The organism is Haliscomenobacter sp., assembly GCF_033763495.1.
Lineage (GTDB): Bacteria > Bacteroidota > Bacteroidia > Chitinophagales > Saprospiraceae > Haliscomenobacter.
This window is the reverse complement of the sequence record NZ_JANRKL010000190.1, coordinates 32,312-58,908: the sequence shown is the minus strand read 5'-3', so window position 1 is coordinate 58,908 and position 26,597 is coordinate 32,312. Positions and strand designations below refer to the sequence as shown.

24 protein-coding genes, 1 tRNA gene and 1 pseudogene are annotated in these 26,597 nt (G+C 47.0%); 17 read left to right on the top strand and 9 right to left on the bottom strand.

All coding sequences use genetic code 11. From position 1 onward, the window contains the following. Positions 1 to 343: 343 nt before the first annotated feature. Together SFV55_RS21620 and SFV55_RS21615 are read left to right on the top strand one after the other, a co-directional pair. The gene (locus tag SFV55_RS21620; protein WP_320031636.1) at positions 344 to 1,372 is read left to right on the top strand and encodes a methionine synthase; all 1,029 of its coding nucleotides are present in this window, start codon (positions 344 to 346) and stop codon (positions 1,370 to 1,372) included. A 64-nt stretch (positions 1,373 to 1,436) separates the two neighbouring features. Beyond that, a complete protein-coding gene (locus tag SFV55_RS21615; RefSeq protein ID WP_320031635.1) occupies positions 1,437 to 2,060 on the top strand; it encodes a hypothetical protein in 624 nt (207 codons plus the stop codon). A gap of 35 nt (positions 2,061 to 2,095) precedes the next feature. On the opposite strand, the gene SFV55_RS21610 is transcribed toward SFV55_RS21615, so the two are convergent. Beyond that, positions 2,096 to 2,638, bottom strand: coding sequence for a GNAT family N-acetyltransferase (locus tag SFV55_RS21610; RefSeq protein WP_320031634.1), 543 nt, complete (start codon positions 2,636 to 2,638; stop codon positions 2,096 to 2,098). A 277-nt stretch (positions 2,639 to 2,915) separates the two neighbouring features. Here SFV55_RS21610 and SFV55_RS21605 point away from each other — a divergent pair, with 277 nt between their 5' ends. From SFV55_RS21605 to SFV55_RS21580, 6 genes are all read left to right on the top strand, one after another. Next, positions 2,916 to 3,659, top strand: a complete 744-nt coding sequence (locus SFV55_RS21605; RefSeq protein ID WP_320031633.1) for an ABC transporter permease — start codon at positions 2,916 to 2,918, stop codon at positions 3,657 to 3,659. A 6-nt stretch (positions 3,660 to 3,665) separates the two neighbouring features. Further along, positions 3,666 to 4,439, top strand: coding sequence for an ABC transporter ATP-binding protein (locus SFV55_RS21600; protein ID WP_320031632.1), 774 nt, complete (start codon positions 3,666 to 3,668; stop codon positions 4,437 to 4,439). Between the two features lie 109 nt (positions 4,440 to 4,548). After that, positions 4,549 to 4,633 (top strand) — tRNA-Leu (locus SFV55_RS21595). Between the two features lie 185 nt (positions 4,634 to 4,818). Continuing rightward, entirely contained in the window at positions 4,819 to 5,160 is a 342-nt protein-coding gene (locus SFV55_RS21590; protein WP_320031631.1) for a metalloregulator ArsR/SmtB family transcription factor, read from the top strand. Positions 5,161 to 5,322: 162 nt separating this feature from the next. Continuing rightward, on the top strand, positions 5,323 to 5,691 hold the full coding sequence (locus tag SFV55_RS21585; protein ID WP_320031630.1) for a DUF983 domain-containing protein: 369 nt from the start codon (positions 5,323 to 5,325) through the stop codon (positions 5,689 to 5,691). A gap of 23 nt (positions 5,692 to 5,714) precedes the next feature. After that, positions 5,715 to 6,356 (top strand): Crp/Fnr family transcriptional regulator, encoded by a 642-nt coding sequence (locus SFV55_RS21580; RefSeq protein WP_320031629.1) that lies wholly within the window; start codon positions 5,715 to 5,717, stop codon positions 6,354 to 6,356. On the opposite strand, the gene SFV55_RS21575 is transcribed toward SFV55_RS21580, so the two are convergent. Further along, on the bottom strand, positions 6,353 to 7,669 hold the full coding sequence (locus tag SFV55_RS21575) for an acyltransferase family protein (RefSeq protein WP_320031628.1): 1,317 nt from the start codon (positions 7,667 to 7,669) through the stop codon (positions 6,353 to 6,355). The two genes, SFV55_RS21580 and SFV55_RS21575, sit on opposite strands and share 4 nt — an antisense overlap. Positions 7,670 to 7,844: 175 nt before the next feature. Here SFV55_RS21575 and SFV55_RS21570 point away from each other — a divergent pair, with 175 nt between their 5' ends. The 3 genes from SFV55_RS21570 to SFV55_RS21560 all read left to right on the top strand — a co-directional run bounded on the left by SFV55_RS21570 (position 7,845) and on the right by SFV55_RS21560 (position 10,259). Next, positions 7,845 to 8,519 (top strand): head GIN domain-containing protein, encoded by a 675-nt coding sequence (locus SFV55_RS21570; RefSeq protein WP_320031627.1) that lies wholly within the window; start codon positions 7,845 to 7,847, stop codon positions 8,517 to 8,519. Positions 8,520 to 8,804: 285 nt separating this feature from the next. Next, positions 8,805 to 9,308, top strand: coding sequence for a hypothetical protein (locus tag SFV55_RS21565; RefSeq protein WP_320031626.1), 504 nt, complete (start codon positions 8,805 to 8,807; stop codon positions 9,306 to 9,308). A 54-nt stretch (positions 9,309 to 9,362) separates the two neighbouring features. Continuing rightward, positions 9,363 to 10,259, top strand: a complete 897-nt coding sequence (locus SFV55_RS21560; protein ID WP_320031625.1) for a hypothetical protein — start codon at positions 9,363 to 9,365, stop codon at positions 10,257 to 10,259. A gap of 16 nt (positions 10,260 to 10,275) precedes the next feature. Here SFV55_RS21560 and SFV55_RS21555 read toward each other — a convergent pair whose 3' ends face one another. Together SFV55_RS21555 and recG are read right to left on the bottom strand one after the other, a co-directional pair. Further along, positions 10,276 to 11,259 carry a hypothetical protein gene (locus SFV55_RS21555; RefSeq protein WP_320031624.1) on the bottom strand — a complete coding sequence of 328 codons (984 nt, stop codon included), beginning with the start codon at positions 11,257 to 11,259 and terminating at the stop codon, positions 10,276 to 10,278. 14 nt (positions 11,260 to 11,273) lie between these two features. Beyond that, positions 11,274 to 13,382, bottom strand: a complete 2,109-nt coding sequence (gene recG / locus SFV55_RS21550) for an ATP-dependent DNA helicase RecG (protein WP_320031623.1) — start codon at positions 13,380 to 13,382, stop codon at positions 11,274 to 11,276. A 161-nt stretch (positions 13,383 to 13,543) separates the two neighbouring features. Here recG and rbfA point away from each other — a divergent pair, with 161 nt between their 5' ends. The 4 genes from rbfA to SFV55_RS21530 all read left to right on the top strand — a co-directional run bounded on the left by rbfA (position 13,544) and on the right by SFV55_RS21530 (position 22,059). Beyond that, positions 13,544 to 13,918, top strand: a complete 375-nt coding sequence (rbfA, locus tag SFV55_RS21545; protein ID WP_320031622.1) for a 30S ribosome-binding factor RbfA — start codon at positions 13,544 to 13,546, stop codon at positions 13,916 to 13,918. 194 nt (positions 13,919 to 14,112) lie between these two features. After that, on the top strand, positions 14,113 to 17,808 hold the full coding sequence (locus SFV55_RS21540; RefSeq protein ID WP_320031621.1) for a reprolysin-like metallopeptidase: 3,696 nt from the start codon (positions 14,113 to 14,115) through the stop codon (positions 17,806 to 17,808). Between the two features lie 160 nt (positions 17,809 to 17,968). Then, entirely contained in the window at positions 17,969 to 21,613 is a 3,645-nt protein-coding gene (locus SFV55_RS21535; RefSeq protein ID WP_320031620.1) for a PASTA domain-containing protein, read from the top strand. A gap of 137 nt (positions 21,614 to 21,750) precedes the next feature. Then, on the top strand, positions 21,751 to 22,059 hold the full coding sequence (locus SFV55_RS21530; RefSeq protein ID WP_320031619.1) for a rhodanese-like domain-containing protein: 309 nt from the start codon (positions 21,751 to 21,753) through the stop codon (positions 22,057 to 22,059). Positions 22,060 to 22,120: 61 nt separating this feature from the next. Here the strand turns inward: SFV55_RS21530 and SFV55_RS21525 are convergent, their stop codons facing one another. The 3 genes from SFV55_RS21525 to SFV55_RS21515 all read right to left on the bottom strand — a co-directional run bounded on the left by SFV55_RS21525 (position 22,121) and on the right by SFV55_RS21515 (position 24,223). Next, positions 22,121 to 22,489 (bottom strand): VOC family protein, encoded by a 369-nt coding sequence (locus SFV55_RS21525; protein WP_320031618.1) that lies wholly within the window; start codon positions 22,487 to 22,489, stop codon positions 22,121 to 22,123. A gap of 61 nt (positions 22,490 to 22,550) precedes the next feature. Further along, entirely contained in the window at positions 22,551 to 23,393 is an 843-nt protein-coding gene (gene purU / locus SFV55_RS21520) for a formyltetrahydrofolate deformylase (protein ID WP_320031617.1), read from the bottom strand. 107 nt (positions 23,394 to 23,500) lie between these two features. Next, positions 23,501 to 24,223, bottom strand: a complete 723-nt coding sequence (locus SFV55_RS21515; RefSeq protein WP_320031616.1) for a PepSY domain-containing protein — start codon at positions 24,221 to 24,223, stop codon at positions 23,501 to 23,503. Positions 24,224 to 24,436: 213 nt separating this feature from the next. On the opposite strand from SFV55_RS21515, the gene SFV55_RS21510 reads away from it, so the two are divergent. Continuing rightward, on the top strand, positions 24,437 to 25,072 hold the full coding sequence (locus SFV55_RS21510) for a hypothetical protein (RefSeq protein WP_320031615.1): 636 nt from the start codon (positions 24,437 to 24,439) through the stop codon (positions 25,070 to 25,072). A gap of 90 nt (positions 25,073 to 25,162) precedes the next feature. Here the strand turns inward: SFV55_RS21510 and SFV55_RS21505 are convergent, their stop codons facing one another. After that, complete coding sequence (locus tag SFV55_RS21505) at positions 25,163 to 25,471, bottom strand: formylglycine-generating enzyme family protein (RefSeq protein WP_320031646.1); 309 nt, start codon at positions 25,469 to 25,471, stop codon at positions 25,163 to 25,165. Next, positions 25,471 to 25,686: pseudogene (locus tag SFV55_RS30275) on the bottom strand (formylglycine-generating enzyme family protein); the annotation flags it as partial. The pseudogene SFV55_RS30275 and the gene SFV55_RS21505, both read right to left, overlap by 1 nt. 345 nt (positions 25,687 to 26,031) lie before the next feature. Here SFV55_RS30275 and SFV55_RS21500 point away from each other — a divergent pair. After that, the gene (locus tag SFV55_RS21500) at positions 26,032 to 26,484 is read left to right on the top strand and encodes a small multi-drug export protein (RefSeq protein ID WP_320031614.1); all 453 of its coding nucleotides are present in this window, start codon (positions 26,032 to 26,034) and stop codon (positions 26,482 to 26,484) included. The last annotated feature ends 113 nt before the right edge of the window (positions 26,485 to 26,597 follow it).

Sequence of the window (26,597 nt, the reverse complement as noted above, 5' to 3'; positions counted from 1 at the left end):
TGAGCCACCTTCGGTGGTGAAGAGTAAGCAGAGGCCGCATTGAATGAGCGTCAATAAGAAACATCAAAATTTTAATAGCCGACGAACTCCAGCCACCGCAGGTGGCAAAACTCCTTAAAACTAGAAAAACTTTGTGAAACTCCGTGTGTACTCTGCGAAACTCTGAGGTTAAAAACGATGCTAATTCAAAACTAACATTAACTTACAATAATTATTGAATCTGTTAGCCATGAAATTCATATCTCTGGCAGTAGCCTAAGCCGCTGCGGCAGCCTAAACCTTCTCAACCTCACTAAACCTTCTCAACCTTTTCCCATATATTTACCAAAACATCAATTACTCCATGCAACCTACACCCATTCGCACCAATGTCGTTGGAAGTTACCCCTTCCCGGGCTGGCTTGAATTTGCAACCCGCCACCTGGGGCAATTTGGCCGGGCCGACATCGAAGAAATGATCGAAGACGCGGTGATCACCGCCATCCACGATCAGGTCAGCGCCGGACTGGATGTCATCACCGACGGCGAACAAACCCGCCTGGATTTCAACCTCTCCTTTTATGGTTACATCAAAGGGATTCAAAACAATGAAACCGAGACCCGCAAGTTTGGCCCAGCCGCTCACGACCAAAGGGGCAAACACAGCATTGTTGAACCCTTGCGCGCCCCCGAAGGACTAGGTGCCGTCAAAGAGTACCTGCGCCTCAAAAAACTGGCCCCAGCTGGCCCCACCCTCAAAACCAGCGTACCCGGCCCCTACACCCTCAGTGGCCGCATGTTGCCCAATGAGCAGTATAAGGATCGATATGCCATCACTGAAGCCCTATTGCCCATCGTCCGCAAAGAACTGGAAGATTTGGTAGCGGCTGGCTGCACGGAAATCACCGTGGATGAACCCTCCATGAGTTGTTACGCCTACAAGGAAGACACCAAACGTTTTGTCGACATCTTCAACCGCACGGTGGAATCCATCCAGGGCAAGTGCCGTTTGTCGACCCACATGTGTTTTGGCAATTTCAAGGGCCGTCCAGTCGGTTTTCGCAGCATCAAACCGATGATTCCCGATTTTTTGGATCTGAATGTAGATGAAATCCACATTGAAATGGCCAACCGGGAATTCGCCGAAATAGAATTATTGGCCCCTTTTGCCGAAAAAATGGATGTAGCCGTGGGCATCATCGACGTCAAAAACTACTACATCGAAACGGAAGCCGATGTGATTGAGCGCATCAAACGTTGTTTGCAATACGTGCCCGCGGAAAAACTGGCCGTGGCCCCGGATTGTGGTTTGAGCCAAACCGCCCGCTGGGCTTCCCGACAAAAATTGATCAACATGGTCAAAGGCGCAAAAGCAGTACGGGGTCAATTGTGATTTTTCAAGCCTTTGTTTGAAGTATCCGTACTACTGGCTACCTTTGCCGCAAAAAACAGCGAGGATGTTTACAATCAATATTTATTTGCGTTTTGCGTTGATGGCGGTTTTGACCCTGGGGGGCATCGCGCTTTCAGCCGCTTTTGGATTTTGGTATGGTTTCCCCTTCATTCTGATTGGTTTGGGTCTCACCGTAGGGTATGTGCTGCTGGGCACGGTGCAATCTGCAGCTGAGATCATGCAGTCGGGCGATATGGCTGCGGCTACCCAGCGCCTCAACCTGACCCTGAAGCCAGATTGGCTCTACGTCACCAATCGCGCTTACTACTACATGCTCAAAGGCACCATGGCCATGTCGGAGAAAGATACTGAAGCAGGTGAAGTATACCTCAATAAAGCGCAATCCTTAAAATTGCCAACTGATAATGAAAAGGCCATGATTGAACTGCAATTGGCCAGCATCAAAGCCAATAAAGGCAAAATCAAGGAAGCCGAAGCGCACATGCGCAACATCAAGAGTTTGAAAGTAACCGAAGGCATGATCAAAAACCAGATCGAGGAATTTGACAAAGCCCTCAAACAAAATAAAGGCCAAATGAACGCTGCCAACCGCATGGGCGTTATGCGTGGTCAGATGATGCAGAAAGGTGGCGGAAGCAGCAAGAGACGGCGGCCGCCGATGAGATAATAATGATGAGTGATGAGTGATAAATTCATCACTCATCACTCATCACTCATCACTCTCCTTTTCATCAACCAATCCCTCTGCGGGTCCTCCCCCATCCAAAAAGTATGCTCGCCAAACGCTTCAAAGCCCTGGGATTTGTACCAGGCAATGGCTTTGTGGTTGTTTTCCCAAACGCCTAGCCAAATCCATTCATAGTTTGATTCTTGGGCAATCTCCAAGGCTTTTTGCAGCATCAATTTCCCCAAACCCAATTTTTGGAAGCGATCATCTACGTAAATGCGTTGGATCTCCAAGACTTGGCTGCCCGCTTCTTCCAAACCTCTGGCTGGCGCTTCCCGCATCAATTTACAATACCCCGCATATTCCCCATTGACCATCGTCCAGTAAAACAAACTGAGGGGATCGGCCCATTCGGCCTCAAACTGGGGTAAGGTAAACGCTTTATCGAGGTACTGTTGAAAATAGAGGGGATCGTTCAGGTGGCCGTAGTTACGGACAAAGGTGTCGCGGCTCAATTCCAGTAAAAAAGGCAGCTCCTGGGCTTCAACCGCTTTGATGCTAATGTTGTTGTTGTCCATATTGGATGATGGGTGTGTTTGAGAGCAGGTTTAATTTTTTTGTTTTACGCGAAAATGAGGCCAATTTTGCCTGAATGAGGCACGAAAAGCGGAGTTTAGCAGCGCTAAATGAGCATTTTCGGAACGAAATTCAGGCAAAATTGGGCCATTTGGAGCAAAACAAAAAAAATTAAACCTGCTCTGAAGGACAAATCTAGTAAATCCACAAAATATTTCTACAAATCGGCCCAAAACCCGTATTTTGTGCCTTTCTTTTAGAATCTCGTTATTTTAACCGATGATTTCCAGACAGTTATATCATTTTGGCCGCTATCTCACGATGATGGGTACAGCACTGGCCCGCCCCGAGCGGACCTACATGTATTACAAAGAGACCACCCGGCAGATGAACGACATCGGGATCGGTTCCCTGGTCATCGTCATCCTGATTTCCTTGTTTATTGGGGCGGTTACGGCGGTTCAGTTTTCCTATCAGTTGGATGGAACCCTGGTGCCGCTTTATTACATTGGCTACATCGTCCGCGACAGTACCATCATCGAATTGGCACCTACGATTACTTGTCTGGTATTGGCAGGTAAAGTGGGTTCAAATATGTCTTCCGAAATTGGCGGGATGCGCCAAAAGGAGCACATCGATGCCATGGAAATCATGGGCGTGAATACGGCTGGATACCTGGTACTGCCTAAAATCATTGCTGCCCTGGTGGTGATTCCACTCCTGGTGGCCATTGCAGCATTTGTGAGCATCATCGGAGGTTACCTGGCGATGGTCTTGACGGGTAGTTTGTCCCACAACGATTACATCATGGGCGTGCGCTCGTTTTTTAAAGATGGCAATGTCAACATGATGTTTGTCAAAGCGATTGTGTTCGCATTTATCCTCACCTCAGTATCCTGCTACCAGGGCTATTATGTCAAAGGGGGGAGTATTGAATTGGGCAAAGCCAGCACCAACGCGGTGGTATTCAGCGACATTTTGATCCTCCTGGCCGATTACCTGATTGCCTCTATTTTAACCTAATCCAGCATGATTCGCACCATAGACGTACACAAATCTTTCAACGACCAGGAAGTGCTCAAGGGCGTTACCACCGAGTTTTTCCCCGGAAAAACCAACCTGATCATCGGTCGAAGTGGAGCTGGTAAAACGGTTTTGCTAAAAATACTGGTCGGCTTGGTGACGCCTACCACTGGCGACATCTTTTACGGCGACGTCAATTTTAGCCAACTGAATAAAAAGGAAATGCGGGCCATCCGCATGAAGGTTGGCATGTTGTTTCAGGGTTCGGCGCTGTTTGATTCCATGTCCGTAGAAGAAAACATCCGCTTCCCGCTCGATATGTTTACCAACATGACCTGGAAGGAAAAAGCCATGCAGGTCGACTCCTGTCTGGAGCGGGTAAGCCTGGGCAAGGTGCACAAAAAGTACCCTTCTGAAATCAGTGGCGGGATGCAAAAACGGGTGGGGATCGCCCGGGCCATTGTGCTCAACCCCGAATACCTCTTTTGCGACGAACCCAACTCCGGCCTCGATCCCAAAACGGCCATCGTGATCGATGAACTGATCCGCGACATCACCATCGATAAAAACATCACCACCGTGATCAACACCCACGACATGAACTCGGTGATGGAAATCGGCGACAACATCGTGCTGATCCACGAAGGCAAACTGGCCTGGCGCGGTGACAAAAGCCAGGTCCTCGAAAGTACCAATGATACGCTTCAGCAGTTCATTTTTGCTTCGCCGTTTTTGCAACGCCTCCGCGCTGCTGCGCTCGAGCGCTCGCAGGAAGGCTAAATTCTTTTGAAAAAAAGCCCGTGGCACTTGCATATGTTCCCGGTGGACTATAATTTTGCATCGCTCTAAACGAAAGAGCATTTTCGACCTCCGTGGTCATTTATACCTTGCCCAGATGGTGAAATTGGTAGACACGCTACTTTGAGGTGGTAGTGCCGCAAGGTGTGCAGGTTCGAATCCTGTTCTGGGCACCATAATTTACACTTACATCAACTACAGAAGCCACGTTGCTCTCTGTAGTTCGTTGTTTTAGCCCCTCCCCCTTTTATTTTTCCCTCCAAATTCACCTCCAATAAAACTTAATGCCTTCCTCAAGCGTATATTCTGAATATTTCTTATCATTACACTCGAACAGCAATCACTAAAGCGCAAATCCTGTATGGAAACACCAAGTGGTATATTGTACAACAAAGATGGCTCCACGGCTGAAAGCAAAGAGGCGGAAAAATTGGAGCGGATCGCGGCTATCCTCAAAACGGTAGCTCACCCTATGCGCTTGGGCATCATTCACTTGCTTGAACAACACCCGAAATTGTCGGTTACTGAAATTTGCGACATGTTGGGCAGCGAGCAATCCCTTACCTCTCACCACTTGCAAAACATGCGTTTGCGGGGTTTGATTTCGGTCAAACGGGAAGGTCGGAGTATGTTGTATTCCCTGAAAGAACGGGATGTTTCCCTCATTCTGGAATGTCTTGACAATTGTCAATGCAACATTTGATGCAGGCAAAACATAAGCAACAGGTTTATTGCTGCGGTGTTCGCGCTTAAACCTGTGGTGTTTTTTTAAAAAAATACATGAACACATCTTCATGTATTCATTCTTAGAGGCCATCAAGAACAAGTGTTCCCAATGCCCTGCTACTTAAAGTCATTTTGATCAATGAGCACGACTAAAAAAAGCTCCAAGTTGAGCAGAATTTTGGGGATGAAATGCCCCAATTGTGGTGAAGGAGACCTTTTCCTTACCCCCACTTTTTCGTTCAAAAAACCTTTGGACATGCATGAAAAATGCCCAAATTGCCAGATGTCCTACTTTCCCGAGCCGGGCTTTTACTACGGGGCCATGTTCATTTCCTACATCACCTCTGGCTTTTTTTCCATTGGTTTTGTGATGCTTTTACACTGGGTGCTCAAGCTGAGTGTAGAGTTGTCTTTTGCCATACTCATCGCTATTGCGGCATTTTTTTACGTGTTTCTTTTTCGCATCTCCCGCTCCATTTGGTTGGGATTGATGGCCAATACAAAATAGGGATTTAAAATTCAGGATTCAATATGCTGGACGAGCACATCTTAGACCTGGTGCGCAAAAATTTCCCCAATATTGCGGAAAAAGCGCTGCAAGAAGAAATCGCCTCCGTGGGCAAACTCACTGAATTTTCGGCGGGAACGGTGATCATGGATGTAGGTCAGTACGTCAAACTGGTGCCCCTGGTCATCGAGGGCGCCATCAAGGTATCTCGCGAGGACGAGGATGGCCACGAGCTCTTTTTGTATTACCTGCAAGGGGGCCAAACCTGTTCCATGTCTTTCACCTGCTGCATGATGAACAAAAAAAGTGAAATCCGCACCATTGCCGAGGAAAACACCAAAATGATCGGGATTCCCATCCGCTACGTGGACGAGTGGATGACGAAGTACCAAAGTTGGAAAAACTTTGTCATGCAAACCTACGATTTCCGCATGATGGAATTGGTGCGCACCATCGACAGCATTGCTTTTCACCACATGGACGAGCGCCTTTTGGCTTATCTGGATAAAAAGGCCAAGGCCACTCACTCCAAAGTGATCAATGCCACCCACCAGGAAATTGCCTACGACCTTAACGCTTCTCGTGAAGCGGTTTCCCGACTACTCAAACAGTTGGAAAATGATGGTCGGGTGAAATTGGGGCGCAACAAGATTGAGTTGGTTTAAACCTTGATGTAAATCTTGTTGCGGTACAAAATCCAACAAGAACCCAGAATCAGCAATACATTACAAATCGCCCAGGCCAGGGAGGCATTCATTGGCGATAAAAAGGTCACAAAACTGTGCTGGTACAGCCAGGCCCCCAAGCCAATGGGATCACCCTCCGGCACTGCCACTTTGATGGTACCCAACAAACGCGCCACTACCCCCGACAATACAAATGCAAAAAGGGCATTCACCCCATATACTTGAAAGGGTTTGATCCAGCCCTTCCAGCCTTTGATGTCGACCAACCAATAAATGGTGCCCAAAAACAACAGCGAGATACCCGCCATGTACACCACATAAGAGCTCGTCCAGATTTTTTTGTTGAGTGGAAATACCTCATTCCAGATCAAACCCAAGGCAAAAAGCAGCGCCCCCACGGCCAATAAACCATTGACCTTTTCGTGATCCGTTTTTGAGGTGCGTAGCCACTCCCCCGTCAGCATCCCGGCGATGCCAGTACCAATAGCTGGAATGGTACTCAATAAACCTTCCGGGTCCCAGGTTTTGACCGCCGCCCAAAGGTGATTGGTGCTAAAAATGGCCCGGTCCAACCAGGCTCCAAGGTTGGTTTCAGCTTCCAGATTGGGCGCAATTCCTCCTGGTACTGGCACCAGGGTCATCAAGCCCCAATAAATCAAGAGCAGTGCTACTCCCGTCAACAACTGCATGCGGGTACTGGCCTTCAGGAACAAGAATCCACAAACCAGGTACACCAGCCCAATGCGCTGCAACACCCCCGGAAAACGCATGTGGCTAAAATCGTAATAAAAAATCCCTACAATTACCATTCCTGCCGCTGCCGCCAAGGCCAGGTAGGATGCCCATTTGCGGCGTTGCTGCCAGGTTTCGGTTTTAAATTGGGGCTGATTTAGTACCTCCCGGGTGAATACCGAGATCATCGCAATGGCCATCAGAATGAGGTGTACGATGTACCAAGGGCTACTTTTGTCCTTAAAATAAAAATTAGGGTGTGCCGTCAGAAACAAACCAATGCCAATGATGATCAAAGAGCGGCTGACGATTTTGTAATAAATTTTCCGCAAATCTTCACCTTCATCCTTACGCTTGCCCAAGGCCAGTGGAATCGCCACCCCAACCATGAATAAAAAGAAAGGGAAAACCCAGTCGGTAGGCGTACAGCCATGCCAATCCGCGTGCAGCAAGGGGGCGTAAACATTGCCCCAATCCCCGGGGTTGTTGACCAAAATCATACCCGCAATGGTGAGTCCACGCATCACGTCGAGGGAAAGAAGGCGGTTAGAAGTTTGCATCTGTGAAGGATTTGTGGGGGAAAAATAGGTAAAGAGATGCAGAGTTCAAAACGATCAACGATCAGCAATGAGCTATCAGCTATCAGCCAACGGCGATCTAATGACAGCTGATTGCTCATTGCTCATTGCAACCTCTCGTAATTTCTTTTGTCTTTGCTTCAAAAAACACTCAAATATGAAAATTGCTCATTTTCGTACTCTCCTTTTATTGCTGACCGTATGTTGGTACAGTTCGGCAATCGCTCAAAACTACAACAATGGCCCTGCCATCACCGGTCAGGGTGAAATTGTGAAGAAAAAACTGAATGTGGACAATTTCCACAGCCTGGGTTTGGGCATCAATGCCACCGTTTATCTAACGCAGGGCAGCAGCCATTCCGTTGAAATCCAAGCACAACAAAACATCATCGACAACCTTAATCTGGAGGTCGAAAATGGCTCCTGGAACATCAAGGGCAAAAAAAGAATCAAGGATTACAAAGATGTGGTAATCCACATCACGATGCCAACGGTAAAAGCCCTTTCAATTGGTGGTGCTGGCAAAATCCTGGGCAAAAGTGAGTTCAAAAACCTGGAGGACCTGAAGGTTTCCATCGGCGGTAGTGGCGAGGTTTCCCTGGCCGGTTCAGCTGCTAATACCAGCATCAGCATTGCCGGGAGTGGCAAGGTAGACGTGCGCCAATTGGGCACCAGTAGCAGCAAGGTCAGTATTGCCGGTAGCGGTGATGCTTTCGTAGACGTCAAAGACAAATTGACCGTTTCGATTGCAGGCTCAGGTTCCGTGTTTTACAACGGAAAACCGAGTGTAAAAACCAGCGTGGCTGGATCGGGGAAAGTAGAATCATTGTAATACCAGTACGGAGAATAGCAGGGGGCTATTCAAAAGCCTCCTGCCCTATGAATTATGGCTATGAAAAAAAGTTCCGCTCTGCCATTCTTGTTTCTTCTTGTCTTTGGTTTATTTTTCCATACACTCGGCTTTGCCCAAAATGGACAAGTAAAAAAAAATCCATCGAGTTCTGCCATTCTTAAGGCTTCCCTTAAAGCAGTCGGAAAAGCAAAAACAATTCACCAGATTGAAAATCTCACTTCCTTAGCTCAATGCAAAGGTCCTAATGGAGCATATACAACTGAAGTGCATACCCACCGCAACGGGTATGGTTATTTCAAACAAGCATACAGCTATCGAGATGCACCCTTCGAAATCATTACCAGAGGAACCTCAAGCGGTTTTATTCCAGGCAAACCCCAGGAAGTCATTTCCCCAAATACCGTTTACGCCATTCGGAGTCATCATTTCCACAATGTAATTCTGGAAGTCCAACAGCGATTTCATGATTTTGAACCCGCCCAATTGGTGGCAATTTCAGGTCATGATTTTTTTCAAATCAAAGCAAAAGATGAACTCAATCACCCTTGCAGTTTATTTTTTGATACAAATACTCGCCGCTTATCTGCTTTTCACATTCAAAATCCGGATGACCCGCTGGAAATCATCAAAACCCGATTTTCGGATTGGCGGAACGTCCAGGGGCTAACTTTACCACATCATCTGGAAATTGAACAAGGTGATAAGGTTTTTACTTTCGATTTTGTAAAAATCACTTTAAATGAAGCTGATTTTTCGGAAAAACCCTAATGCCTCACCCACCAAAAAAAGGATTTGATTCATCTTTTGAGGAAACTTAAGCATATGTTCAAGCAGCACCTGACCTACACACTCCTGGTTTTATTTCCATTGTTTGCCTTCGCCCAACAAGTCCCTGATTCCAGCTTTACTTTTCCCATTGCTAAAGTTCGTTACCCTGAAGGAACCGGACCGATTGTGTGCGTGGATGCCGCCCACCAGAATTTTCACACTGCGGACAATCGTTTTTACGCCTTTGCCGAACTCCTGCGCAGCGATGGCTACCAGGTAAAAGGTTTTACCGAAAATTTCACCATACAATCCCTGGCGCAATGCCAAATCCTTGTGATTTCTAATCCCTTGAATAGCCAAAATGCCAATGGCAATTGGAAACTACCCACCCCTTCGGCTTTCACCCCTGCCGAAATACAGGCCGTAAAAACCTGGGTAGCCAATGGTGGCAAACTTTTTCTCATTGCCGATCATATGCCTTTTGCCGGGGCTGCTGCTGATTTGGGCAAAGCTTTTGGTTTTGAGTTCCTCAACAGTTTCGCTATGGACAACCGCCAACGGGCGGTGGAGCGTTTTTACAAAAGCAATAAAATGCTGCTGGAGCATCCCATTACCGCGGGCATCGATACCATCGTAACCTTTACAGGCAGCGCCTTTAAAATTCCAGCTACTGCTAAACCCATCTTAAGGCTCAATCATACCTATACGGTGCTCATGCCGGAAATTGCCTGGCAATTTGAGGAAAGTACAGCTTTTGTGCCGGGAACTGGTTTGTATCAACTCGCAGCACTGGAATACGGTAAGGGGCGGATTTTTGTATCGGGTGAGGCGGCCATGTTCAGTGCACAATTAGCTGGCCCCGATCGGGTGCCTACCGGGATGAATGCGGCCACAGCGAAGGAAAATCCTGAGTTGTTATTGAATGTGCTGCATTGGTTGGATGGGAAGTGAATTCTTTTCCCTTAAGCTATTCTTCTTCAAGGTCGGTTTCTCTATGCTGCTCATTTTGCGCATGAGCTAAAACCTCTTCAATTTTTTCAATCGAAATTTGATAGATTATTGCAATTTCTTCAACGCTTAAGCCTTTTTGGTAAAGAGCAGGCACAGTCAAGCTAAGAAGGTTAGCTTCACCAATTTCGATTCCTTGTTCGATTCCTTGTTCGATTCCTTTGGCCAAACCTATTTCAAGGCCCTCTTCAAGGCCTTGTTTTTTTACATCAGCCAATATCGCTTCCTGAAGTCCCATAGGAATATCTGCATTAGAAAGTGTGATCAAATCTTGTTCAAAGTTAGCCTGAATTTCTGAATTTGTAAAGGGGACAATGTACTTTATGAAGTTGATAAGGACATTGATCTTGTCCCTTGGTATGTTGCGCAATTTCAAACGATGAATCAAATCTAGTTTAAGGTTGAGTAAGATTTGCTCGTCCTCTGGTAGATCCAAATATTGCCAAGCTGCCTCCATTACAGCAGCAAAAGGGTTTGGATTCAAACTCAGCTCAGCTGGAGAATGATCACAAAGTGCATAAGTATTGAATTTGTAAACGAGGTCGGATCCCATGAAGGATGATCTAAACTCTGAGAAATGGTGCTTTCGATTCCAATCTGTATAAATTGCCAAGCCAGTTACTGGGCGCTGAAACTTGTCGCCTACCCGGTATACGATTTCGAACATCCTCCGGTCAAAAAAGGGATCTGGATAACCTTGTACCTCCACATGAATCAAAAACCAAACCTCCTCACCACTTTTAAGCCAAGCTTTAATGAGTTTATCAGCATGGCGCTTATGCCCGGGATTATCCGGCACCAGTTTTTGCAACTCAGTGTCTAAGAACTCAAATCCTCGCTCAAAATCAATGATTTCTGCGTATTCAGAAAAGAAAAACCAAATGAAGTCATCAATCAAACTTTCGATGATTCCTTTCCACAATGCATCTTTTGAAATTAGCATCACTTTCTTTTTTCTCAACTAATTCTACTCCATACCTTTCTTGCCTTGCTTTCTTTTGCTAACTGAACGCCTAAAATCTCATGTTCGGGGCGTTTAAAATAAGGATCATCATCCAGGATGCGCGCAGCGACTTCCCGAGCCGCATGCAGGATTTTCCCATCTTTGGCCAGGTCGGCCAGGCGAAGGTTCACGATACCACTTTGTTGGGTGCCTTCAATATCACCAGGGCCACGTAGTTTGAGGTCAGCTTCTGCGATTTCAAAACCATTGTTGGTGCGCACCATGGTTTGGATGCGTTCTTTGCTATCCTTGCTCAATTTGAAACTCGACATCAATAAACAATACGATTGCTCGCCACCACGACCGACCCGCCCACGCAGCTGATGCAATTGTGAAAGGCCAAAACGCTCGGTATTTTCAATCACCATCACGGTAGCATTCGGAACGTTTACCCCTACTTCAATAACCGTGGTGGCCACCATGATGTTGGTTTCTCCACGTACGAAGCGCTGCATTTCAAACTCCTTGTCTGCCGCCTTCATCTTGCCATGCACAATACTGATCTGGTAGTCGGGGAGTGGGAACTCACGGGAGATGGCTTCATACCCCGTCATCAGGTTTTGTAGGTCCAGCTTTTCAGACTCTTCAATCATCGGGTACACGATGTACACCTGCCTTCCCAGCGCAATTTGCTCGCGCATAAACCCGATCACCCGCAGGCGATGGTTTTCGGTACGGTGCAAAGTGACGATATCCTTTCGTCCCGGGGGCAATTCATCAATGACGGATACATCCAGGTCTCCGTACAAGGTCATGGCCAGGGTGCGGGGTATCGGCGTAGCGGTCATTACCAGGACATGCGGAGGGAATGGTTTGGTCTTTTTCCACAGGGCGGCTCGTTGGGCAACGCCAAAGCGATGTTGCTCATCGGTGATGGCCAGGCCCAGGTTTTTAAACACCACCCAATCTTCGATCAAGGCATGGGTACCAATCAGGATATGGATTTCCCCAGCAGCGAGGCGCTCCAAAATGTGTTTGCGCGCTTTTCCTTTGATGCTACCCGACAAAAAAGCGACTTCTACCGGAGAGTCTTGCAAATAATTGCTGATCGAGATAAAATGTTGCTGCGCCAAAATCTCGGTTGGGGCCATCATGCAGGTTTGAAAACCATTATCGAGAGCCATCAACATCGCCAAAAGAGCAACCATGGTTTTGCCACTTCCTACATCTCCTTGGATCAGGCGGTTCATTTGAGCACCCAGGCCCAGGTCGCGGCGGATTTCTTTCAATACCTTCTTTTGGGCATTGGTGAGCTCAAAAGGCAGTTTGTTTTGGTAAAAATTATTGAAGTAGTCGCCAATTTTTTCAAATACGTAGCCCTTGACTTCATCCTTGCGGCGGCGTTTGATTTGCAACAAGCGCAATTGCATGAAAAAAAGCTCCTCAAACTTGAGCCGATTGCTGGCCGCTCTGAGTTCATCTTCCGTACGCGGGAAGTGAATCAAGAGCATCGCTTCAAAATGACTCGGGAAATGGAACTTTTTGACGATGTAATTGGGTAATGTCTCCGGAATATGGGCAGGCTCCAGTTTTTCCAGCAAGGTTTTGAGCAAGCGGCGGCGGCTTTTGGCATCCAGGCCCTGTGCATTCAGCTTTTCTGTGCTGGGATAAACGGGAGCAAAAGCAGTGGCCGTTTGGGTATTTTCAGGGGAGACCACTTCCATTTCGGGATGTGGAATCGAAAAAGAATCCATAAACGCATTGACCCGACCATAAATCACGTATTCCTGGCCAATGACCAGTTGTTTTTGCAGCCAGGAAATGCCCGTAAACCAAACCAGAGAGATAACCCCGCTCTCATCGCGAAATTGACCAACCAGGCGGGTTTTGCGGCCTTCACCTTCGGTGCTGAAGCGGCGCAATACGCCCTTGAGTTGTACGTTGCCACTGTCTTCCGTAAGGTCAGCGATGCGGTGAAACTGGGTTTTGTCGATGTAACGGCTGGGATAGGCCAATAACAAATCTGCGAAAGTAGCGATACCCAGCTCTTTACGCAGCAATTCACCTTTTTTGGGGCCAACCCCTTTGAGGTATTCAATTGGGCTATCCAGAATATCCAGCATATTTTTTGCTGATTAAAACAAAAAAAATAAGCAAGCTCTAAAAGTAATTTGCAAATTAAGCACGAATTGCGAAATTTGCATTCTTTTTGTTGATTTTTGTGCCAAAATTTATGTTTTCCTATAAATATAAAACATAATTTTGATTAAAACCTTACATAGGGATGGAAACGATTAAACAAAAACAAGTAGCAGAATTGGTGAAGCGGAATTTCAGCCTGGTGTTGCAGGATGAAGGAAGCTACATTTACGGAGCCACCCCTTTGGTGACAGTTACCAACGTCAAGGTATCTCCTGACCTGAGCCAGTCTAAAATATACCTCAGTGTATACAATACCGAAAACAAACAGGAGGTATTGCTTGAAATGGAGGAGGAAAAATCACGTCTGAAACAATCCCTTGCACAGCGTTTACGCAAGCTGGTGCGCCGAATTCCAGATGTCGATTTTTATCTTGACGATACCCTTGATGAGATGTACCGCATTGATGCCATGTTTGGCCGCCTGCGCGCCGATAACCAAATGGGCGAAGAAGAGTAGCAGCACCCCTGGCGGGTGCCGGTTGCTAGGGCACCCGCCAGGGGTGCCCCAACGATTTTTATACTTTCCCCGACGAAAATCTCAAAGCATCCTCCCACAATTCGGTTAAGCACGTATTTTTACCCTCAAGTACTGGATCTCCATTTTATGATCTGGTTTTTGTTAACGTTAAAGCTGTTTAAACCGAATTGAGTATGAAATATTTTTCCGTGTTGTGTGGCCTGTTGGTATGTAGCCTAGGTTTGTGGGCTCAGCAAGGTCAATCTTATTGGCAGGATGTGACCAATACCTCTGCCATTCAATTGCCATTTAACGCTGAAGTAGATTTGGCAACCAACAAGTATCGGATGCTTAGCCTTGACTTTTCCAAAATTCAACAAATTTTGGAAAAGGCTCCAATGGAGGGTAGCAAAACCTCTTCAGTGATAGTAAGTCTACCTTTGCCCAATGGAAAAATGGCTCGCTTTGCTGTTGAAGAATCACCGGTGATGATGCCTAAACTTGCAGCCAAGTATCCCAATATCAAAAGCTTTAGTGGGAAAAGTTTGGATGATCAAGCCATAAGTGTACGTTTTGACCTGGGAGCAGGGGTCTTGCATGCGGCTATCCACTCTTTGGAAGGAACTGTCTATATTGATCCATATGCAAATATGGCGAGTAAGTACTATACCTCCTATTTTACCAAAGATTTGGATTTAGGCCGAGTTGGAGCTACGTCGCTTAGCTGTGGTACCGACGCAGTGGCAGCAATAAAGGAACCTTCACGTATTCCCACTAATACTACACCAGCATTGAATTTACGAAGTTCAGCAACTCAGGCATTGCGCATTTACCGATTAGCTTTAGCTTGCACTGGTGAATATGCTCAAACCTATGGCGGAAAAACGGTAGAAAATGTATTGGCATCAATGAATACAGCAATTAACAGAGTAAATCAAATCTTTATTCGAGAAACTGCTGTTAAATTAATGCTAATAGAGAATAATGATACTTTGATTTTTTTGGATCCAGCAACCGATCCTTATATTGCTCCAGACAACGGAGAGATATTAGTTGGTAAGTTCAATTTTGAAGGTTCAAATGCCCCTATTCTCAACAAATACATTGGTTCAAATAGTTTCGATATTGGTCATGTATTCACAAAATCCTGTATCAATAGGATTGCAGGGATCGCAGCGGCTAAATCAGTATGTGCCTTTAATAAAGGAAACGGAGTCACTTGTTTTAGCACGACGAATGTAAACTATATTGCTGTATCCATTATGGCCCATGAAATTGGACATCAATTTTCATGCCTTCATACATGGAGCAATTGTCCCGGCGTCTCCAGCGAGGAATTTCACTCCATCAGTGCAACTGAACCTGGAAGTGGAAGCACCATTATGTCTTACGCAGGGTCATGTGGAAGCAACAGCAACATAAGTGGTGAATCAGATGATTATTACAATGTCCGTTCACTTGAAGAATTCATTTCTTTTAGTAGGGAAATGGAAGGAAGTACTTGCGGAACTTCTATACCTGTCCCCAATACCCTCCCTGAAGTACAACTAAAGTATAAGTCCAATCTCGTAATTCCAATGGGGACACCATTTATGCTAACAGCCACAGGAACTGACGCAGATGGTGATGCCCTAACCTATTGTTGGGAACAATACGATTTAGGCCCAATGAGCCCTTTAGGTACTCCACAAGGCAATAGTCCAAGTTTTCGTTCCTTTCCACCGACGACTAGTCCTACTCGGTTTTTTCCACAATTAACCGATTTATTGGAAAACAAGAGCACTGTTTTCGAAGTGTTGCCCACTTATACCCGTCAACTCAATTTTCGTTGTACTGTACGGGACAATAATGCTTCTGCGGGTGGTGTAGCCTGGCAAAGCATTCGCCTACAAGCAACCGATCAAGCTGGACCTTTTTTGGTCAAAAGCCCAAATCTTGGTACAGAAGTAATGAAAGCAGGTGAAAATGTAGCCATCACCTGGGATGTTGCCAAAACCAATCTTGCACCAGTCAATTGCCGTTATGTCAATATCCGACTGTCTGTTGATGGAGGTTTTAGTTTTCCCTTTCTTTTAGCTGAAAACGCCCTGAATGACGGCAGTGAAAATGTGACGCTGCCCAACATGACCTCCAATAATGCCCGGATCAAGATAGAAGCAGTGGACAATGTTTTTTTTGATATCTCCAATCAAAACTTTGCCATCATGTCGAACCCTAAGGCAACCTTTGCCTTGGGGGTAAGCCCATACAGCTTGCCATTGAATTGCCAGCCAACTGCTGTAGAATATAAAATCACCAATACGACTTTAGGCGGTTTTAACAATGTGGTAAGGTTGGACATCCTGCCAGGCAGTCTGCCCGCAGGGATTACTGCTTCCTTTAGTGCCAACAATTTACGCGGAGGAGAGACCAGCACCTTGAAACTTATGGTTCAAAATGTCCTGCGCGATACGGTCGAGTTTACGGTACGCGCCGTTGCACAGGGTGCCGATACTGTGCTGCGCACTTTGTCTTTGGTGACTATTTCTACTGATTATTCCAACCTGGCGTTGAAAAATCCAAGCAATGGCCAAACTGGCATCCAATTGGCCACTATCTTGCGTTGGCAAAAAACGCCTGCAGCACGATCTTATGCGGTGGAATTGTCGGAAAGCCCCAAATTTGGCACCACCAACCTGGCCCAGGCCAGCAATGTAACGGTTGATACTTTTGCTCCAAACAAAATCCTCAAAGACAATACCCTGCACTTCTGGAGGGTACGGCCTGAAAATGAATGCGGGCCAGGACAATACACTGAGCCTTTTGTGTTTCACACCAGTGTGACTTCCTGCAAACGCCAGAATTCCACAGCTGCCGTGAATATTCCCTCCCGCAACAACCCTACGGTAGAATCACGCATCAACGTGACCGATGCTGGAACCATCACCGACATCAACATTCCCAATATCGATATTGATTACCAAACCGTCAACCTGATCAAGGTAAGTTTGGTAAGCCCCAAAGGTACGGTGGTGGTATTGTACGATCAGGCTTGCACCGGGCGAACTGGAATTATGAAAGTTGGTTTTGACGATGAAGCTCCTGGAGTCATCACTGCGGGGACGGCCACCTGCCCTCCTGATGACGGCATCGTCTTCAAACCCAAAGAAGCGCTGAAAATTTTGCAGGGTGAAAGCATCCAGGGTGCCTGGATTTTGAGGGTACAGGTTATCCGCTCAGAAGCAGGTACAGTGGGTGCCATCAATTCCTGGGTCATTGAGTTTTGTTCCACCCTTATTGCCAGCAACCCAACCCTGCTCAACAACAAGGGGGTAAAAGTAAACCGCAACAGCAACAAAACCATTGCGGGTACGGATCTGCAAGCCCAGGATGTTGATGCGACGCCCAGCCAGTTGTTGTATACTTTGACCCAGGTGCCTGCTGCCGGGGGGCTTCGCTTGACGGATAAATTGCTGGAAGTGGGTGATCAGTTCACCCAGGCAGACATTGATGCTGCTCGCCTACGCTATACCCACAATGGCGGCACGGGCAGCAGTGATGCTTTTTCATTTGTGGTGCAAGACGGCAAAGGTGGTTTTTTACCCATCAATCGCTTTAATGTTGAAATTGACCAGTCAACTGGTTTAGGCGAAGTGCCACTCCCATTTGCAGTTAAACTGTACCCCAACCCGACGCAGGACTTGCTGAACCTCGAATTTGAACAAAATCTGCCTACCGAGGGCGTACTCAGTATTTTTAACCTGCAAGGGCAATTGTTGTACCAAAGAACCGTTAATCAAGGTGTCAAGAATCATTCAATTGCTACCCAGCAATGGCCAGCCGGCGCTTATCTTTTGCACTTGAATACGGGCAAAGGAAGTATGCAGCGGCAGTTTTTGGTGGCAAAGTGAGTTAAAAAGTTTTGAGTTGAAGAGTTGAAAAGTAATGGGTAGTCCAAAATATAGGGTATTTATTCCCAGCTCTTGGGCTATCGGCCTCTTTTCAACCCTTCAACTCTAAACTTTTCAACAATTTCACGTATTTTATCGCCGAATTTTCTGCAACAGACCTATGAAAATAAAAGTCGGCATTTTTTTTGGCGGCGCCTCTCGGGTAAAGGAACGTTCCTTTGATGTAGGGCGAACCGCTTACAATTACCTAAACCGTGGTTGTTTTGAGCCTGTCCCTATTTTTGTGGACAGCCTTGAGAACATCATTCTTCTGGATTGGCAAAGCATTTTTCAACCAAATATCCGCGATTTTTGCCCTACTCCAGAGCTTTGTCCACCCTCTCCTAACCAGTTTCGCATTTACATCGAAAGTTTAGGAAATCTTCCCCAGGATGAATTGGATCGCCATTTCCAAAAAATGGGCGAACCCATCAAAGCAGCAGAACTACCCGAACTCATCAACTTTGCCTTTTTGCTCATGCCCGGCGAGCACGGGGCTTTACAACTGCGCCTGGAAGAGTTGCGGATTCCTTACTCGGGCAGCAACAGTAGTCTTTGTGCTACTTTTAGCGACCAATCCAAACTTATTCCACTGCTCAAGGCCAAAGGTTTTAACACCCTGCGGCAAATCACGCTGAATCGGCAGGAATGGCTGGGAGGAGACCTGGCCGCTTTGCTCAATAAAGTACATCAGGAAGTTGGTTTTCCTGTAAGCGTTGGGTCAACTGCACAAAGTGCCATCGAACACCAGATCATAGTGAACGACCATGATGACCCCGAGACGTTTAGAGAAGCGGTCGACGCCGTTTTTGGTCGGGAAATCATTCTGGTTGGCGATTGGTTAAAACGCAGTGAATACGACCGCATAGACCATGTGCGCTTATTGCTCAATGCCAGTGATGGCATGGGTTTCCCCATTCGAGTGGGAGCCAACGGTCAACAATATTCCGTTTTTCACCCCGAAGAGTTGCTCAAAACCCTAAATCGCCTGGCTTCTGAAATATTGGAAGAACAAGCGCAGATGGTTTTGGAGGGAAGTTATGCCACTACACAACTCAACATTCAGGAAAATCCTGATTGGGTCAAATTTTCCTGTCTGGTTTTGGCCAAGGAAGATGGCAGCCCCGTTGCACTATTGCCCGAACCCTTTGATGCTGAGAATGTTGCTCCTGCTCCATTTGCCCGTGAGCAGTCAGCTGCCATTCGGGTAGTTTGTGAACGTTTGTTTACCACCTTGGGAGTCCAGGCCTACGTAGGCGTTAGGGGCTGTATCAATGAACAAGGGCAGGTGTACATTGAACAGGTTTTGCCCAACCCTGAGCCTTTTCTTCCTACCCAAATGCTACACGCTGGTGCAGCCATTGGGCTCAGTCCTTCTCAACTGCTGACTTACCTTATTCGTTCCTCCTTACAGGCCAGGGTAAATGAACAAGGGCAAGATGCCAGCTTGCGTGCATTGTTGCAATACCTGGACGAGTTGGTGCGCAATTGGCGGCCACAGGATGATAAAAAAACCAAAGTAGCCCTGTTTTATGGTGGTTATGGGGTAGAGCGCAATCTGACCCTACAAACCGCCCGCCACGTATACGAAGTGCTTTCCGGCACGGAAGAATATGACCCTATCCCCGTATTGTTAACTGGAAATGCCCAACAATGGGAATATTACCAGACGCCCGGTGCCATGTTGTTTCTGCCTGATATCGACAGCATCGTCAAAGCACTGCACAAGGCCCCTGCGGCCATTGAAGAAGTGGAAGCCTTACGTAACCGCAGTGCCGACATTCTGGTCAAGTATGCCAATGGCAGTGCAAATGCCAGTGCACAAAAACGCAGTTTGGACGACCTGGCACGAATGATTGATCAGGCATTTATCGCCTTGCAGGGTCGTCCTGGTGAAGATGGCCAGCTGCAACAGGAGTTGGAAGCCCGCAAAATTCCTTACAATGGTTCTGGCCACAAAACCTCACATATAGCGGTCAATAAGGTCCAGACCCTGGAAGTGTGGAAGCGCAATGGTTTTCAGGGGCCTCAGCAACTGGTACTCAGCAAACGTGCCTTTGATTTGAGCGCCGAGGAAGCCTATCAAAAGATTGAAAGCCGCCTCAGTTACCCCTTTGTGGCAAAGCCCATTGATCAAAACGGAGGAATCGCCGTCAAGGCCATTCGCAACCGGGGAGATTTGGAAGCCTACCTACGCCTGATGTTTCGGCCTCAGGGTGCCGATGGAGTGGAGTACCGTAAAATCCTCAAGTTAAAGCCCAAAATGGAGTTTCCTTATGCCGAAGAAGTCCTGCTGGAGTCGATGATTGGCCCGGAAGGTGCCCGGCATTTTTTGGAAATTTCCGCCACCGTAATGGCATCCCCAACCATTGAAGGCAGTATGAAATACCAGGTTTTTGACCTGGCAGAAATCATTCCCGGGCAGGGGTACCCCATTATTCCAGCGCGTTTTTCCAAAAATCCGCAGGATCAACATTTCCTGAGTACCCAGGTCAAAGCTGATTTTGAAAAAGCTGCCCGTATTCTCAATATTTTTGGATTGGCTACCATCGATGGCTTTGTACGCATTTATGAAAACGCCAACCCCGAAGTCATTTTGTTAGAAGCCAACACTTTGCCTCCAATGCACTATGGCCGTGGGGTATTGCAACAGGCAGGACTGGCCGGGATTACTCCTTTTGTTCAGTTGGATCAAATTCTGAGCGAAAGCAAAAAATACGCGGAACTGGCCTCAACCCTTGTTGCAGAAGTGGTTGCAGCACCAAAGGTTAGCATCCCAACCGCGAGTATTCCCACAACCGAACCTGTTACTGCCCCCCTCGTGTCCTTACCCGATGTAGCGCCAAAAGAAAGCCAGTCTAGCGCGCCACTTCCCGAAGTACCGAGTTATGGGGTTGAAGCCCGTTTTAAAGAATTCCTCAACGATACAATCGGATTTTTTGTGTCTACACTATTCATCAAAAACGCCCTGGCCTTAGCCGCCTTTATTTTTTTAGTTTTTTTTGGCATCACTAACGGCATCAAAATTTATACCCACCATGGTGAATCTATGGAGTTGCGCGACTTCAGAGGGTTGAGCCTGGAAGATGCCAAGGCTAAAGCACGTCTGGCCAGTTTCAGGATTGTGGTTAGTTCTACCCAATTTGATCCCGACAAAGCGCCTGGAATCATCGTAGATCAAGACCCCAAGCCACCAGCCCGGGTCAAAAACAGCCGCAACATTTACGTGGTGATCACCAGCGGCCAGGCGCCAATGGTGAATCTTCCCGACCTGGTTGGGCGGGATGAACTATCCGTGTACACCAATGCCCTGAATGCAAAAGGGATAAAAGTGGGTAAAGTAGAATACCTCTTTGACCGCCAATTGGAAGAAAACACGGTCATGTTCGTCAAATACAATGGCCGACAATATACCGCTACCGAGTTGAAAACGGGAATTGAGGTGCCCAAGGCCTCCAAAGTTACCCTGGTGGTATCTGTGCGCAATACGGGTGATGTGCCCATCCCCGATGTGTTGTGCAAAACCTACGATGAGGCAGAATTCATCATCAGCAACAGTGGTGTGAAATTAGTTTTGGAAACCGATGACAACAATCCGGCCAGTCGACCTGTTGGTTATTATGTGTGGAAGCAGGAACCTGCCTTCCATGCTGATTCAACGATGAAATCGGGTGCAGAACTCAAATTGTTCCTAACCCGCAAACGACCAGCGGATTGCCCCACCGAGGCACCCGTTAGTACGGAAAGTGAATTTGAGAATGATTAACTTTTGAGATTGCTTGCAAATCTCTAAAAATGAATACATTTGCGGCGCATTATTCGGGAACCACATTTTACCACTAATTTTGCGCCATGTTGACTTTGTTTACCAATCGGGTAAGAAACACAAAAACTAGAATAATCATGGACATTACTGTACAAGAATTGAGAGAAAAACTTGCACGTAACGATGATTTTGTCCTCATCGACGTGCGCGAACCATACGAACACGAGGAATTCAATGTGGGTGGAAATCTGATTCCAATGGGCAATTTCCCTATGGTCATTCCCAGCTTGGTCAGCCACAAAGAGGATGAAATAGTTGTTTACTGCCGCTCTGGTCGTCGCAGCGCCAGCGTACAGTACCAGCTGAAAGAAGCCGGTTTCAAAAACGTGCGCAACCTGGAAGGGGGCATGTTGGACTGGATCGATAACTTTGGAATGTCGAAATAAGCAAATAAAAAAGGGTGAATAGACGATTGTTTATTCACCCTTTTTTTATTTACCCTTACTTTCAGGCCAAACTAAAATGCGGGTTGTAAATCATCCCGAATAAATTCCCCCAGGGGTCTTTGACCATACCTACCACAATGCCTCCGCCGACTTCATTCGGCGCTTCGTATGTACTGGCACCCATGCCCAACAAGCGTTGAAACATGGCCTCTACATTTTCCACTCCCCAGTAGGTATGCACGCCACCCTCATGTGTTGCAGGGTTCCCTTCGTCAGGAATCAGGCCCAATTCATAACCAGCCACGTTGTAGCCCACGTAGAAAGGTTCATCGAAGTAAGGTCCAAAGCCCAATACTTCGTTATACCAGGCCTTTGCTTTTTCGAGGTCATTCACCTTGTAAATACAGGTACGTAGTCCTTTGAAGTCCATAACTTTTTAGTTTAGGTGTATAAGAAAGAGTGAAACCAGAAGCGTATCCAGTTTCATTGTTTCAATCAAAAATAATCGTCTTGTTGCCCACCACAGCCACTTTGTCGTTGAAGACCAATTTAAGGGCATGGGCAAGCACAATTTTCTCCACATCGCGGCCGCTTTGCATCATGTCCTGTACGGAGTAGGTATGATCCACCGGGATGACGTTTTGCATCAGGATGGGGCCTTCATCCAGGTCATTGTTGACAAAATGGGCGGTGGCACCAATGATTTTTACCCCGCGCTCATAAGCCTGGCGATAGGGGTTTGCCCCAATAAATGCGGGCAAAAAGGAGTGGTGGATGTTGATGATGCGATTGGGAAAATTCCGCACAAATTCCGGGGATAAAATGCGCATGTATTTGGCCAACACCAGGTATTCCGGATTGTAGCGCTGCACCACTTCCAGTACCTCCTGTTCGTGTTGTTCGCGGCTTTTGCCTTCGTGGGAAACCAGGTGAAAATTGACCCCGAATTGGTGGGTAAAAGGTTTCAAGGTATCGTGGTTGCCGATCACGGCCAGGATATTGGCATTGAGCTCGTTGAACTGGTGGCGCACCAGCAATTCTCCCAGGCAGTGTTGTTCCTTGGTGACCAGCAGAACGATGTTTTTCGCACGTTTTTGCCGCAGGCTGATGCTGGCGTCGGGGGGCAGTACTTTGCGCAATTCTTCCAGGATCTGAGCGTCGTTGACTTTACCCGAAAAATCGGTGCGCATGAAGAAGCGGTCTTGCTCGCGTTCCACAAATTCCTGGTTGCCAATGATGTTCACATTCTGGCTGTACAAAACGCTGGTGATTTTGTAAACGAGGCCCTTCTGGTCGGCACAATCGATGAGGAGTACGTAGGCGGGTTGGCTCATATTGTTTGGGTTGAAAGGGCAAAGATAAGCAGGGATTGGATTTGACTGCGCCAAATCTTTTTTTTACCACCTAAGAAACCTAAGGCACTGAAGACACACCTAAGCAGTTATCGGATCTTTTTTCGGCTCAACCAAAACAACAAAAAGCCCGAAGCAATCGTACACAGCCCCATGATCGAAAACACCCGCAGCAGCACATTCCCCAAATTGTCCCGCGACTGGTAATCCATCGTGTGCAACATCCACAAAAAATCAAAAATGCGCCACTTTTCATTGCGGAACTTGGTCACTGCGCCCAGCTCGGTCGCCACATACACTGTGGTGCGACTCGGATGGTCGAACCGAATGGCGTAGGCAGGCAGGGGGCTTTCGCGGTATTCGTGGTGGCCATTGGTGCTGGTCAGGTATTGAACCCTAGTAACTTTGGGCGCTCCAATGAACTGCTGAGTAGCCATCTCCACAGCTTCCTTTTTGCTCAATGCTGGGCGGATTTCACCCGTAACCGCATCGGCCAGGAAAAACATCTTGTGGTGCATGCCGTGCACAATCTCCACCCGGTAAGTGGGCTTGCCCAAAACATCGATGAGCTGAATGCTGGCCACTTGGTCAATGGGGTGTCGGGCGACCAGGTTTTTCAACACCAGATTGGGCGATGCCAAACTATCCCGCACCTGCAACATAGGCGGCGCTTTGCGCTGGTAATCGCCGTGGATGTAGTCCATATCGGACCAACTGAAGTAGAGGCCGCCGATGGTCCACATCAGGAACTGGATGCCGAGGAAGAGGCCGAGGTAGCGGTGGGTGCGGCGGATGAGGTAGTGGAAGGTCATTGGTTGGTTCATTTATGGCCTAAATATCGGAATAAATGGGAGAAGAGGGGGCGGATTCGACCATGGCCTTTCTAATCCTCCAATCCTCCCAATTTGCCCTGGTCAAAATTGGCCAAAAGTGCCTTGCCCAACCGCACTATCCCCACTACCTTCGTATCCAATTCTTCCATACACAAACTTTCAGGATGTCAGAGTACCCACACAAGTCTCACGATGAATTTTTCAAAGCCTCTTTTGGGCAGTTGGAGATTGCGCGGGATTATCTGGAGCAGTTGTTGTTTACCCCAAGGTTTACTGCCTTATTTACCGCGTTTCGACTACATCCTCACCAATGTACGGGCGCTTTCCGATGAGCAAATTTTGGAACTAAAAAAGGGATTGCTCATCAATACCCTGCTCATGCTCAAACACATTTGGGAGCCGCAATTCGTTCTTGAGCATCCTGAGTTGATCTTTATTCACCTAGAGCCCCAAAACCAACAGGTTAGCGACTTTGTCGTTTCCCTGCTTGCATATCTTTTCAAAAATTCCGAAATTGAGCGGGAAACCATCAACAGGTTCATCAAGCACTTGCCGGATAATTTAAATCACAATGCGATGAGTACTTACGACATGATTCAAGCAGAAGGAATCGAAAAAGGCATCGAGCAAGGTGCCGAGCTCAAAGTGCGCGAAGTCACCAAAAACCTATGGTCACTCCAGGAGTTTTCGCTGGAGAAAATTGCCTTGCTATCTGGCACCAGCTTGGAACGTGTGATCGAAATCCTTTCAGCGCACTTACAGGCAGAGGGACTAAATGAGGCTGTCGCTGCTCAAACACTGGAGGCTTATCAGGCTAAGTTTGTTTAGGCTGAGCTTATTCTAAGCTTTTTTCTGCTGGCATAAGCCTGTCGCTTTGGCTTCTTTTTCTCCTTAATTTATTTTTAAGCGTAAAAAGAGTTAAGGGTGCCGGGCAAGGCGAAAACCGACATTAAAGTTGTGCTTATTTAAACCATCAAAATCCTTAAGGAATCGATAAGTTGTACGGCAATAAGCCCCCTCATCCACCCAGGATCCGCCACGAATCACCCGCTTATTCTGCTCTCCTCCAGACATCCAGACAGAACCATCCGAGGGTGCGTTATAGTAGTTTTCATGCCATACATCCGCACACCATTCCCAAAGGTTGCCGCTCATATCATAAAGCCCAAGCGAATTGGCAGGAAAACTACTTATCGGTGTGGTTTTCCCCCAGTTGTCACCTTTAATTACGTAAGACGGGGTATTCCCTTGGTGCTATCAAAATTTATTTCCGTTGCAAGGGCAAAATTTTTCCCATTCCCAAAACGTATCTTATTCCCCCTTTCCCTAGCTGCGAATTCCCATTCTGCCTCACTAGGCAGCCGGTAATTCATTCCACTGCGTTTGTTGAGCAAGCGAATGAATTCTTGCGCTTCTTGCCAATTGATGCAATCAATTGGTAATTGTGTATTTTTAACTTCGAAACTCTAAAATCATGTATTCTTAACTCGTAACTCAATAAAAACCAAGAAACGCAGCAGAGATGGTGCGTTGGCCCAAGGGAGCTACCCTTGGGGATGCTCCACAAAATTAGCATTATTTCAAAGGAAAGTCAACAGTCCACACACCCCATTTGTCACAGCAATTCCATATTCTCTCCTTCCCTCTTCCAAAACCCCAAAAATACCCCTCCATGCCCTATTCACGTTATTGACATTATCCCCGTTTTTTTTGCATATTTGTGTCCTGAAAAAAATTGCAACTTAAACCCCACTTTTACTGTTTAAACGATTGAAATATCCCTTGACATGTCCGAAAATATTGTGGAGTACCTATCCGTGCTCCTATCGAGTTCTTTCAAGTTTTTGTTTGGCCCCCTGCAGGGTAAGGCCTACGGATTACCCTGGTTGTTGACAGCTGCGCTCACTGCGGCAGGAATGATGTTGAGTGTAGTGGTGTTCACTTATTTCGGGCAGTACCTCAAACAGCGTTTTTTCAAAACCAAAAAAGTATTTACTCCGGCCAATCGGCGCAAAGTGACCCTTTGGCGCAGGTATGGGATCATCGGCGTAGCCCTCTTTACGCCACTTTTGTTGACACCCATTGGCGGCACTTTGGTGGCCAATGCCTTTGGGGAAAAGCGGGAAAAAATCTTTTTCTGGATGTCTATCTTTGCTACAATCTGGGGAATTTTAGTAACTTTGATGGTCTACGAAGCAGGCGATTTGTTGCAGGGCCTTCTTCACCACCCCAAACCATAATTTTAGATATACTCACGCCAACTTTTTCACGATTATTAAACTTGTCTACGCGCTAACAACAACTATTCCACGGTGGTAGGCACTGTGGAACAACGCACTTGTATTGGATGCTT

Bases quoted from the DNA above. Each gene is read 5' to 3' on its own strand.
- SFV55_RS21620 (WP_320031636.1), top strand. From the start codon at position 344: ATGCAACCTACACCCATTCGCACCAATGTCGTTGGAAGTTACCCCTTC.
- SFV55_RS21615 (WP_320031635.1), top strand. From the start codon at position 1,437: ATGTTTACAATCAATATTTATTTGCGTTTTGCGTTGATGGCGGTTTTG.
- SFV55_RS21610 (WP_320031634.1), bottom strand. From the start codon at position 2,638: ATGGACAACAACAACATTAGCATCAAAGCGGTTGAAGCCCAGGAGCTG.
- SFV55_RS21605 (WP_320031633.1), top strand. From the start codon at position 2,916: ATGATTTCCAGACAGTTATATCATTTTGGCCGCTATCTCACGATGATG.
- SFV55_RS21600 (WP_320031632.1), top strand. From the start codon at position 3,666: ATGATTCGCACCATAGACGTACACAAATCTTTCAACGACCAGGAAGTG.
- SFV55_RS21590 (WP_320031631.1), top strand. From the start codon at position 4,819: ATGGAAACACCAAGTGGTATATTGTACAACAAAGATGGCTCCACGGCT.
- SFV55_RS21585 (WP_320031630.1), top strand. From the start codon at position 5,323: ATGAGCACGACTAAAAAAAGCTCCAAGTTGAGCAGAATTTTGGGGATG.
- SFV55_RS21580 (WP_320031629.1), top strand. From the start codon at position 5,715: ATGCTGGACGAGCACATCTTAGACCTGGTGCGCAAAAATTTCCCCAAT.
- SFV55_RS21575 (WP_320031628.1), bottom strand. From the start codon at position 7,669: ATGCAAACTTCTAACCGCCTTCTTTCCCTCGACGTGATGCGTGGACTC.
- SFV55_RS21570 (WP_320031627.1), top strand. From the start codon at position 7,845: ATGAAAATTGCTCATTTTCGTACTCTCCTTTTATTGCTGACCGTATGT.
- SFV55_RS21560 (WP_320031625.1), top strand. From the start codon at position 9,363: ATGTTCAAGCAGCACCTGACCTACACACTCCTGGTTTTATTTCCATTG.
- SFV55_RS21555 (WP_320031624.1), bottom strand. From the start codon at position 11,259: ATGCTAATTTCAAAAGATGCATTGTGGAAAGGAATCATCGAAAGTTTG.
- recG (WP_320031623.1), bottom strand. From the start codon at position 13,382: ATGCTGGATATTCTGGATAGCCCAATTGAATACCTCAAAGGGGTTGGC.
- rbfA (WP_320031622.1), top strand. From the start codon at position 13,544: ATGGAAACGATTAAACAAAAACAAGTAGCAGAATTGGTGAAGCGGAAT.
- SFV55_RS21540 (WP_320031621.1), top strand. From the start codon at position 14,113: ATGAAATATTTTTCCGTGTTGTGTGGCCTGTTGGTATGTAGCCTAGGT.
- SFV55_RS21535 (WP_320031620.1), top strand. From the start codon at position 17,969: ATGAAAATAAAAGTCGGCATTTTTTTTGGCGGCGCCTCTCGGGTAAAG.
- SFV55_RS21530 (WP_320031619.1), top strand. From the start codon at position 21,751: ATGGACATTACTGTACAAGAATTGAGAGAAAAACTTGCACGTAACGAT.
- SFV55_RS21525 (WP_320031618.1), bottom strand. From the start codon at position 22,489: ATGGACTTCAAAGGACTACGTACCTGTATTTACAAGGTGAATGACCTC.
- purU (WP_320031617.1), bottom strand. From the start codon at position 23,393: ATGAGCCAACCCGCCTACGTACTCCTCATCGATTGTGCCGACCAGAAG.
- SFV55_RS21515 (WP_320031616.1), bottom strand. From the start codon at position 24,223: ATGACCTTCCACTACCTCATCCGCCGCACCCACCGCTACCTCGGCCTC.
- SFV55_RS21510 (WP_320031615.1), top strand. From the start codon at position 24,437: ATGAATTTTTCAAAGCCTCTTTTGGGCAGTTGGAGATTGCGCGGGATT.
- SFV55_RS21500 (WP_320031614.1), top strand. From the start codon at position 26,032: ATGTCCGAAAATATTGTGGAGTACCTATCCGTGCTCCTATCGAGTTCT.